We start from the raw sequence: 6101 nt of genomic DNA, 5'->3' as shown, positions 1-6101 counted from the left end.
GAGCACGGGCGGCGTCGCGGCGACGGTGCCGTTGCGCGGCAGGCTCAGGACGAATGAACTGCCTTCGCCCGGCGCGCTCGTGAGCGTCAGGGTGCCGCCCAGCAAGGCGGTCAGGTCGCGCGAGATGGACAGGCCCAGGCCCGTGCCGCCGTACTTGCGGGCGGTGGAGCCGTCGGCCTGGTGGAACGCGTCGAAGATTTTATCCTGCTGCTCGGGCGCGATGCCGATGCCGGAATCCTGCACGGTGAACTGGATCCAGCCATCCGTGTTGGCGCTCACGGTGAGATGCACCTTGCCCTTGTCGGTGAACTTGACGGCGTTCGACAGCAGGTTCTTGAGGATCTGTTCCAGGCGCTGGCGGTCCGTGTGGATGCTGATCGGCACGTCCGGCTCGACCGTCAGGCTGAAGTCCAGGTGCTTCTGGCGCGCCAGCGGTTCGAACACGCGGGCCAGGCCCTCGATGACGCGGCGCAGCGGCAAGTCTTCCGGCACGAGCTCCAGCTTGCCGGCCTCGACCTTCGAGATGTCGAGGATGTCGTTGATCAGGTTCAGCAGATCATTGCCCGCCGAATAAATCGTCTGGGCGAAGCGCACCTGCTCGTCGTTCAAATTGCCCGCCGCATTGTCGGCCAGCAGTTTCGCCAGGATCAGCGACGAGTTCAGCGGCGTGCGCAGTTCGTGCGACATGTTCGCGAGGAACTCGGACTTGTAGCGGCTCGCGCGCTCCAGCTCCAGCGCCCGCTCGCGCAACTGCTCCTGGGCCTGCACCAGCGCGCTGTTCTTGGTGTCGAGGTTGGCGGCCTGCTCGGCCAGCTGTTCGTTCGTCTGCTCCAGCTCGGCCTGCTGGTTTTCCAGCGCCGACTGCGATTCCTCCAGCGCGCGCGACTGCTCTTCCAGCTCTTCGTTCGCCGTGCGCAGTTCTTCCTGCTGCACCTGCAGTTCCTCGTTCAGGGCCTGCTGCTCTTCCAGCGCGGCCTGCAGGCGCTGGCGGTGCAGCACGTTGGCGACGGCGGCGCCAACCGACGCGGCGATCGTCTCCATGAACTGGACGTCGCGCTCGCGCACGGGGTGCAGGAAGCCGATCTCGATGACGCCCTTGATCTTGCCGAAGTTCGACACGGGCGCGATCAGGAGTTCGCGCGGCGCCGTCTCGCCCAGCGCCGAGCCGACCTTGATGTAGTCCGGCGGCAGGTCGCGCAAGGTGACGATGCGGTTCTGGTCGGCGGCCTGCGCGGCCAGCGACTCGGTCGGATGCACGATGCGCGCGCGGTCCGTGTCCGCATGCGCGAACCCGTAGGCGCCGATGCGGGTCAGCGTACCGTCATCGGCGCGCACGTACATCGCGGCCACGACGCCGTTCAGGTAGTTCGCCACATAGTTCAACACGGCGTCGGCCAGCGTTTCCAGGCTGATGATGCCCGTCGTCTTGCCGACCAGTTCCGTCTGGCCCGAGCGCAGCCACGCCTGTTGCGTCAGCTGGGTATTGTGGTCTTCCTCGTGCTGCAGGATGTCGCCGTACGATTTGGACAGCGCCTGCAGGTCGCGCCGGCCGAACACGGCGAGCAGGCCGGCGACGATCAGGCTGAACGCGAGGAAGGCGGCGACGGACCACGCGATCACGGAACGCGACGTGGCGTTCCGTTCCTGCAGGATGCGTTGTTCTTCCAGGATGAAATCGAGGAACTCGCGCCGGACCTGGTCGGTCAGGATCTTGCCGCGGCCGGCCTTGATGTTCTGGATGATCTCGACGAAGTCGCTCTTCTTGCCGCGCAGGCCGATCATCTCTTCGGCGAACGCCTGCCATTGGAGCTGCGCCGCGCGCACCCGCTCGATGCGGTCGAGCTGCGCCCGGTTGTCGTCGACGAGCCGCTCGAGGTTCTTCAGCTCGGCATCCATGCGCGGCTTGGCCGTCAGGTAAGGCGCCAGGAAATCGTCGTCGCCGGACAGCACGTAGCCGCGCATGCCGGCCTCCATGTCGGACGACAGGCGGCTGACCTCGTTGGCGCGGCCGATCACGTGCTCGGAATGCTCGACCCAGCTCAGGACATTGATGAGGTAGGCGATGATACCGACGAAGACGAGCGCGCTGAGCACGCCCATGCCCAGCGGCATGGCGACGTTGCGCGACAGGATCCGGCGGAATTGGTCACTATCGATACTCGAACCGGGCATGCTGTGTGGTTACTCTTGTGAAAAAAAATATCCCAAGTGTAACGCAAGCGAAGAAACGGAGGCGTTCGCTTGAGCGTGACTTTTTGTCAAGTCGACGGCGTTGCGGCGTATTTACGGCAGAGATCGCCGAAGATACGGGGCGGTGCGGCTGTCCTTCGCCCGCGCGACTTGTGCCGGCGGCCCTTCCGCCACCACCTTGCCGCCTGCCTCGCCCGCGCCGGGACCGATGTCGATCACCCAGTCGCAGGCAGCCACCACGCGCATCGTGTGCTCGACCATGATGACGGTGTTGCCCGCATCGACGAGACGGTCGAGCTGGGCCAGCAGGCGGTCGGCGTCGAGCGGGTGCAGGCCCGTCGTCGGCTCGTCCAGGACGTACAGCGTCCCGCCGCGGCCGGCGCGCTGCAGCTCCGTCGCCAGCTTGATGCGCTGCGCCTCGCCGCCCGAGAGCTCCGTCGCGCTCTGCCCCAGCCGCAGATAACCGAGCCCCACCTCGCGCAGCACGGAGAGCGGCCGCGCGACGGCTTCCTCGTCCGCGAAGAACGCATGCGCCTCGTCGACCGTCATGCCCAGCACGTCCGCGACGTTGCGGTCGTTGTAGCGGATCGCCAGCGTGTCGGCGTTGTAGCGTGCGCCGCCGCACGTGGGACAAGGCGCGTACACGCTCGGCAGGAACAGCAGCTCGACCATCACGAAGCCCTCGCCCGCGCAATGTTCGCAGCGGCCCTTGGCCACGTTGAACGAGAACCGGCCGGCGTCGTAGCGGCGCTTCTTCGCGGCCGGCGTCGCCGCGAACAGTTTTCTCACCTGGTCGAACAGGCCCGTGTACGTGGCTAGGTTCGACCGGGGCGTGCGGCCGATCGGCCTCTGGTCCACGCGCACGAGGCGACGGATGCCGTGCATGGGCCCCCCCGCGATGTGGCCCACGGTCGGGATGTCGGCCTCGCGCTCGAGGTCCATGCCGTCCTCCGTCCCGTCGTCGGCCCCGCCTCGTCCTTGCCCCTCTCCCAGCGCCGCGCCGACGAGATCGACGAGCACCTGGCTCACGAGCGTCGACTTGCCGGAGCCGGAGACGCCCGTCACGCCCGTCATCACGCCGAGCGGGAAGCGGACGGCGAGATCGTGCAGGTTGTTGCGCGTGACGCCTTCCAGCCGCAGCCACCAGGCCGGCGCGCGCGGGGTCCGTGCCGGCGCGCGCACGGCGTCCTGCGCATCCGTGAACAGATAGCGCCGCGTGTGCGAGCCCTTCACATCGCGCAGGCCATCGGGCGGGCCGCTATATAGAACCTGCCCGCCTTGCTCGCCCGCTTGCGGGCCGACGTCGACGATCCAGTCCGCGTGCCGGATCACGTCCAGCGCGTGCTCGACGACGAACAGCGAATTGCCGGCCGCCTTCAGGCGCGCGAGCGCGTCCAGCAGCGCTTCCGTGTCGGCCGGATGCAGGCCGGCCGACGGCTCGTCCAGCACGTACACGACGCCGAACAGGTTCGAGCGCACCTGCGTGGCAAGGCGCAGGCGCTGCAATTCTCCCGGCGACAGGGTCGGCGTGCTGCGTTCCAGCGCGAGGTAGCCCAGGCCAAGCGCGAGCATCGTGTCGAGCCGCGCGCACAGGTCCGCGGCGATGCGCTGCGTGACGATCAGCTGCTCCGGATGCTTATCGGCGCGCCTGGGTGCCGTGCCATCCGCGTAAGGACGCAGCATCTGCGCCAGGCGTTCCAGCGGGACGCGCGACAAGGTCATGATGTCCATGCCGGCAAACGTCACGGACAAGGCTTCCTGGCGCAGGCGGCGGCCCTGGCACAGCGGGCATTCCGCGCTGACCATGTAGCGCGCCACGCGCTTCTTCATCGATGCGCTTTCCGTGTTCGCGAACGTCTGCAGCACGTAGCGGCGCGCGCCGCTGAACGTGCCCTGGTAGCTGGGCGTCTCCTTGCGCTTGAGGGCGCGGCGCGTTTCCTCCGGCGTCAGGCCCGCGTACACGGGCACGGTGGGCGTCTCGTCCGTGAACAGGATCCAGTCGCGGTCCTTCCTGGGCAGGTCGCGCCACGGCGTGTCGACATCGTAGCCCATGGTGACGAGGATGTCGCGCAGGTTCTGCCCGTGCCACGCGGGCGGCCACGCGGCGACGGCGCGCTCGCGGATGGTCAGGCTGTCGTCCGGCACCATCGACGCTTCCGTCGCGTCGTACACGCGCCCAAGTCCCGAGCATTGCGGACACGCGCCTTCCGCCGTGTTGGGCGAGAACGATTCGGCGTACAGCAGCTCCTGGCCGGGCGGATAATCGCCGGCACGCGAGTACAGCATGCGCAGTGAGTTCGACAATGTGGAGACGCTGCCGACCGAGGACCGCGTCGTCGGCGTGCCGCGCTGCTGCTGCAGGGCGACGGCGGGCGGCAGGCCGTCGATGTCGTCCACTTCCGGCACGGGCATCTGGTGGAACAGCCGGCGCGCGTAGGGCGAGACGGATTCCAGGTAGCGCCGCTGCGCTTCCGCATAGAGTGTCCCGAACGCGAGCGACGACTTGCCCGAGCCGGACACGCCCGTGAACACGACGAGCGCGTCGCGCGGGATGTCGAGGTCGACGTTCTTCAGATTGTGCTCGCGCGCGCCGCGCACGCGCACGTAGCCTGTCTTCGTTAATGGGTCGCGCATGCCTCATTCAAGCACATGCGAACGCGGCAGTCCGTGCGCTGGCCCACCATCACGGAATCAGCATCCGCGCCCGCAACTCGGCAAACAGGTCGTAGAACGAATCCTCGGTCGACTGCCACGCGGCAAAGCCGAGCCGGCGGCTGTTCGCCATGTCCGTCATCACTTCGATGGGACGGCCGAGGTCGAGGTCCGTGTGCCACGGCGACACGAGCCGGTTCAGGTCCGCCTCGACGAGCTTGTGGCGCGTGGCGATCTCGCGCCAGACGGCGTGGTCGTTGGCCATCTCGGCCTCCAGCGGCCGGATCTCGCCCTCGAAACCGGCCGCCTGGACGCCGAACCATGCGGCGAGCCGGCGCCACAGCCAGCTCCAGCGGAAGTAGTCGCCGTTCGTGATGTTGAAGGCCTCGTTGCGCGCGGCGTCGTGGTCGGCGGCCCAGCGCAGCTGCCGCGCGAGCATGCGCGCATCCGTCACGTCGGACAGGCCATCCCACTGCGCCTGCGAACCGGGGAAGCGGAACGGCCGGCCCGTCGCCTTGCAGATCGACGCGTACACGGCCAGGGTCGTGCCCAGGTTCATCGCATTGCCGACCGCCATGCCGATGACCGTGTGGGGCCGGTGCACGGTCCACGTGAAGCGGTCGCGGGCCGCCGCCGCATAGACCTCGTCTTCTTGCGCGTAATAAAAATTGTCGAGGGGCAGGCGCGGCTGCGATTCGCGCAGCGGCGTGTCGGGCAAGGTGCCGGAACTGGCGTACGCCTCGAACGGGCCGAGGTAGTGCTTCAGGCCCGTCACCAGCGCCACGTGGCGCAGCGTCTTGCGCGAGCCGAGCGCATCGAGCAGGTTGCGCACGAGCGCGGCGTTGACGCGGATGTTTTCCGCTTCGCTGTCCTGGCGCATCCACGTCGTGATGAAGACGTGCGTCGGGCCACCGTCGCCAAATGCCGTGGCGAGCGCTGCGCCGAGCCGTTCCGGATCCATCAGGTCGGCCGGCACGGGGATCAGGCCCGGCAGGTCGGCGGGCGGGCGGCGCGCGAGGCCGTACACGGTCCAGCCGTGGGCCAGCAGTTCCCGTGCCGTGGCATGGCCGCCGATCCCGCTGGCGCCCACGACGAGTGCGCTTCTTTTCATGCCGCTTCTCCTTGTCGATGGCAACCGCTATTCTTGCCCGCTTCGGGAAAGCGCGTCGCACACCTTGCCGATGCCGCCGCCCGGCGGGAAGCGCGCCGCCACTGCACGCGTCCGCTCCGCGAGGCCGGGTGCCGCCAGCAAACCGTCC

At 68.2% G+C, this 6101-nt stretch carries 3 protein-coding genes; all 3 read right to left on the bottom strand.

Annotated elements, in window-relative coordinates; all coding sequences use genetic code 11:
- Window positions 1-2172: CHASE3 domain-containing protein (locus ACEN88_RS22540; protein WP_413343204.1), on the bottom strand; the 2172-nt coding region annotated here is incomplete at its 3' end.
- A 111-nt stretch (window positions 2173-2283) separates the two neighbouring features.
- The gene (locus ACEN88_RS22535) at window positions 2284-4824 is read right to left on the bottom strand and encodes an excinuclease ABC subunit A (RefSeq protein ID WP_413343202.1); all 2541 of its coding nucleotides are present in this window, start codon (window positions 4822-4824) and stop codon (window positions 2284-2286) included.
- A 49-nt stretch (window positions 4825-4873) separates the two neighbouring features.
- Window positions 4874-5953, bottom strand: a complete 1080-nt coding sequence (locus tag ACEN88_RS22530; protein ID WP_413343200.1) for an SDR family oxidoreductase — start codon at window positions 5951-5953, stop codon at window positions 4874-4876.
- Window positions 5954-6101: the final 148 nt, after the last annotated feature.

Origin of the sequence: Massilia sp. CT11-108, assembly GCF_047302915.1 — a bacterium.
Lineage (GTDB): Bacteria > Pseudomonadota > Gammaproteobacteria > Burkholderiales > Burkholderiaceae_D > Telluria > Telluria orientalis.
The sequence above is the reverse complement of the archived record's forward strand: the minus strand, read 5'-3'. Positions and strand labels throughout refer to the sequence as shown.